This is a genomic window from Allocoleopsis sp., from assembly GCF_036703385.1.
Classification (GTDB): Bacteria; Cyanobacteriota; Cyanobacteriia; order Cyanobacteriales; family Coleofasciculaceae; genus Allocoleopsis.
Genome location: NZ_DATNPA010000635.1, coordinates 1 through 2,780 on the forward strand (window position 1 = coordinate 1; position 2,780 = coordinate 2,780).

Consider the following 2,780-nt stretch of genomic DNA (forward strand, 5'->3'; position numbering starts at 1 on the left):
GGCGTAAAGCTAGGGAAGCTGTCAAAACGGCAAAGTAGCCCAGAAAGCCTATGAGAAGGGGATTCCAGACTTTTCGTGTGAAGAGTAAGTTGTAAACTTTGTCAAACCTTACTTCGTCAATATTTTTCCTGAGTGCTATGGCAACGGCTTGAATGGCTGTATCGGGTGCAAAGTTATGATCGGCGCGCAATGACTGGACTTCTTCAGTCAACATGATTAATTCGCTCTAAACGCTTTTGGAGTCATGCCTGTGAGTCGTCGAAACTGTTGACTCAAATGACTATGATGGTTAAATCCACATTGAAACGCAATTTCCATAATCGGTTGATCGGTTTGTTTTAGCAATTGTTTTGCCCGTTCAATTCGCTGTTGTAGCAGATATTGGTAAGGGGATGTGCCGATCGCCTGCTTAAACATGTGGCTGAAATGAAACTGGCTCATATCCAATAACGCAGCCAAATCTGCCAATTTGATGTCGTGATCCAAATGGTCGTCAATGTAGTCTAAGACTTGTGAAAGTTGACGCTGAGGCAATCCACCTTCATACACTGTCACTTGAGGCTTGGTTACCGCGTATTGTCTGAGTAAATGAACCGCCAGAACATTTGCCAGTGATTCAATGTAGAGCCGACTTAAACCTTCCTGCTTGAGTTCAGTCAGCAGCAGCGTCCCAATCGCCTCAAGCTGAGGATCACGAATCTGAAATATGGGCAGGAGTTCCAGGCGATCGGGATTCGTGTGAATGGTTTCTTTCGCAACATTCTGGATGAAGCGAGACGTAATTCGAATCAGCAAGAAGCGATCGTCACCATCCCAACGAGAAAAAAACGGTACCTGGGCAGGCATGATGGAAATGTCTCCTTTGCCGTACAGCCCCGCGTAGGTCTTACCTCCCTGAACTTGCAGCAGGTGAACTGGACGAGGTGCAAGAGATAGATAAATTGCATGTTCATCGCCCTGATCAAACCTCGCTTCGCCCGCAGGTGGCTGGAATTGCTCAACCAGGACGTTTTCCCAACCCTGTTCTCGACTGGACAGAACGGGCAAGTGAGTACATTCAAGCTGACGATTAGCAGAAGCTTTCACCATGCGAACCCAATGCGTCTAGTTTCGATTGTATCCGTATTGAGGGATTTCCATCACACGCTTGAAACTAACCGCAAGATTTTGATAGTTGCACAAGAATTAGATAGTTCAGCATCGATCGTTTCTCTAAGCTGGAAGGGTAACAATTCAGAAAACAAATCAGAAGGACATGCAGAAAAATTGCGTACCGACAGAAGTCCAAGACCGTGATGATGTAACTATCTCAGTTGGGATTATGGATTAACCGAGTCCTATGAAACTAAGTACCGAAAGAATCATACTGCGATGGGTTCACATTATTTTGAGTTTCCCAATTGTCGGCTACATCTATGAACCCGTAGCGGACAGATCTAATGAGGCATTTGCAACTAAGTTTGTATACATTCCAATTGTTGTCCTATCTGGACTTTGGATGTGGAAAGGACGCGTGATCCGACAGCAGTTCAAACGTTGAAACAGGCAGTCTAAGGTTAATAGACTGCCCCTATGCAACATAGGCTAGTCCGTCAAACTGACATTAATCTATAGGAGGCTTATGGAAACTGCTAATAATTTGCGCTTCCCCTTAATGCTTGTCGCCGCACTCGGCTGTGGGTTAGTCGCAGGAGTGTTCTTCGCTTTCTCCACGTTCGTGATGCCTGCTCTTGCCCGTCTCCAGCCACCTCAAGGCATTGCCGCGATGCAATCAATGAACATTACGGCGATTAATCCGTTATTCATGATCGCGTTGTTTGGAACGGCTTTCGCTTGCCTTTTTCTAGCGGTCTCCGTTCTGTTTAAGTGGCACCAACCGAGTGCTTTCTATTTGCTAGCGGGTAGTCTACTCTACCTGATTGGCGCGATCGCAGTGACGATCGCATTCAATGTGCCGCTGAATGATGCTTTGGCGAGCGTGAAGCCCGACAGCCCAAAAGGGGCAACACTCTGGGCAAGATACCTGACCGATTGGACATTCTGGAACCATGTGCGGACGATCGCAGCATTGGCAGCGGCAGTATTATTCACGGTCATGCCGTTAAAGTAGCTCCAGTACCCTATTGGTCTAACATCTCTCTCAGTTGCTCATGCAGTTTTTTAACGACATCCGCTGCATTTTGCAGTTGGGCAGCATCTTGCTGTTTGGCTAACGTTTCAGCAAGTTTGGCAATGCGATCGCTCATTTCCTGAAAAACGATATCCCCCCTAGATGTGAGACGTAATAGTTTTGATCGTTTGTGAGCAGGATTATTCACCAACTCAATCACACCATCCTTGAGCATCTCATTGGCTAGCTTCTGCACACTCTGACGCGGCACATAACGGTAACGAGCAAGCTGCGGCACGGTCTGCGGCCCATTGAGCTTTAAGAGGCGTAAAACACTCCAATAACCCTCTCCTGAAGGTGAAACAACGCCAATTCGCATCCCTTCTGCGCGGAGCAGAAAGAAGGTTGCCACAATTTCAATGATTAAATCCTCGATCGCCTGTCCTGCTTCAGTTCTCTTCGTGACTCGCTTTGCCATTGACGTTGATTTTTACAAAGATTCTTACAAAAGTTGATACTCTACAATGACAATCAATAGTCAAAATGACAATTAGTTGTCATAATTCAATGATGGCTGGTTTCACTGCTAGTTGAAACTCCAATTGGGCGATCGCGCCATCCAGTCACTCCTGAAGTTGCCCAATTAACCAGCCGCTAGAGGGAGACTCTA

The 2,780-nt window shown here is 46.5% G+C and carries 3 protein-coding genes and 1 pseudogene; 1 reads left to right on the plus strand and 3 read right to left on the minus strand.

What is annotated here, in order from left to right:
- Window positions 1-214 (minus strand): annotated as a pseudogene (locus tag V6C93_RS30125) (hypothetical protein); the annotation flags it as partial.
- A 2-nt stretch (window positions 215-216) separates the two neighbouring features.
- Window positions 217-1,089, minus strand: a complete 873-nt coding sequence (locus tag V6C93_RS30130) for an AraC family transcriptional regulator (RefSeq protein ID WP_333480366.1) — start codon at window positions 1,087-1,089, stop codon at window positions 217-219.
- 532 nt (window positions 1,090-1,621) lie between these two features.
- On the opposite strand from V6C93_RS30130, the gene V6C93_RS30135 reads away from it, so the two are divergent.
- Window positions 1,622-2,110, plus strand: a complete 489-nt coding sequence (locus tag V6C93_RS30135; protein ID WP_333480367.1) for a DUF1772 domain-containing protein — start codon at window positions 1,622-1,624, stop codon at window positions 2,108-2,110.
- A gap of 10 nt (window positions 2,111-2,120) precedes the next feature.
- On the opposite strand, the gene V6C93_RS30140 is transcribed toward V6C93_RS30135, so the two are convergent.
- Window positions 2,121-2,588 carry a helix-turn-helix domain-containing protein gene (locus tag V6C93_RS30140; RefSeq protein ID WP_333480368.1) on the minus strand — a complete coding sequence of 156 codons (468 nt, stop codon included), beginning with the start codon at window positions 2,586-2,588 and terminating at the stop codon, window positions 2,121-2,123.
- Window positions 2,589-2,780 lie beyond the last annotated feature (192 nt).

What these genes read in the sequence shown, in the direction of transcription:
- V6C93_RS30130 (WP_333480366.1), bottom strand. Translation starts at nt 1,089, where the DNA reads ATGGTGAAAGCTTCTGCTAATCGTCAGCTTGAATGTACTCACTTGCCC.
- V6C93_RS30135 (WP_333480367.1), top strand. Translation starts at nt 1,622, where the DNA reads ATGGAAACTGCTAATAATTTGCGCTTCCCCTTAATGCTTGTCGCCGCA.
- V6C93_RS30140 (WP_333480368.1), bottom strand. Translation starts at nt 2,588, where the DNA reads ATGGCAAAGCGAGTCACGAAGAGAACTGAAGCAGGACAGGCGATCGAG.